The sequence below is a fragment of the Burkholderia sp. E168m23 genome (assembly GCF_016586125.1).
In the GTDB taxonomy this organism is placed as follows: Bacteria; Pseudomonadota; Gammaproteobacteria; order Burkholderiales; family Burkholderiaceae; genus Burkholderia; species Burkholderia orbicola.
The window spans coordinates 1-696 of sequence record NZ_BCPP01001630.1; the positions used below are offsets into that span (position 1 = coordinate 1).

General features: G+C 59.3%; 1 pseudogene. It reads left to right on the forward strand.

The features are described from left to right. Positions 1-18 precede the first annotated feature (18 nt). A pseudogene (locus JMF90_RS39330) lies at positions 19-449 on the forward strand (transposase); the annotation flags it as partial. Positions 450-696: the final 247 nt, after the last annotated feature.

A 696-nucleotide genomic window follows, 5' to 3' on the forward strand; every position in this document is an offset into this window, starting at 1 on the left:
CCCCCGAACTAACGTCCTATGACCGATGCAACAGTGATCAAGAAGAGCAAGAATCCGAAGGCACCGAAGGTGTTTCCCGACGAACTGACGATCAGTTGCTTGCCCAGGTTCAGGGCAAGAACGCCGAGTCAATCCTGGGCGAATCGGGGCTTGGCCGGCCAGCTCAGGAAGCAGTTGGCCAAGCGCATGGCCGAGATGAGCCACCATCCGGAAGCCGGGACCGAGCAAGGCAAGGCCGGCAACCACCGCAATGGCACCCGCACCAAGACGTTCCTCACGCCCCAACGGCGAACTGAAGCTGGATATTCCGCATGACCGGCAGGCAACGTTCGAACGGCAATTGGCCGGCAAGTATCAATGCCGGCTGCCCGGCTTCGACGATCACGTCATCAGCATGTATGCACGCGGCATGAACGCACGCTTGATTCAGGGCCATCTGCTGCGACTGAGCTTTGCGGACGTCGATTTCCTGAACCCGAATCTATCGAAGAGGCCGCGGGACAAACTCGCCCGCACGTTCACCGCGGAGCAGGCTCAGGCGATTCACTCCTTTGTCGAAGCCCTACCGATAGAAATCGTATCGATGGTCATCCACTGCGAAGGTGGCCATTCACGGTCATGCGCCGTCGCCTTGGCGCGCCATCGGCTATATGGCTATTAAGCGGATCGTGCATCTTTCGCACGCCACCCCTGCAA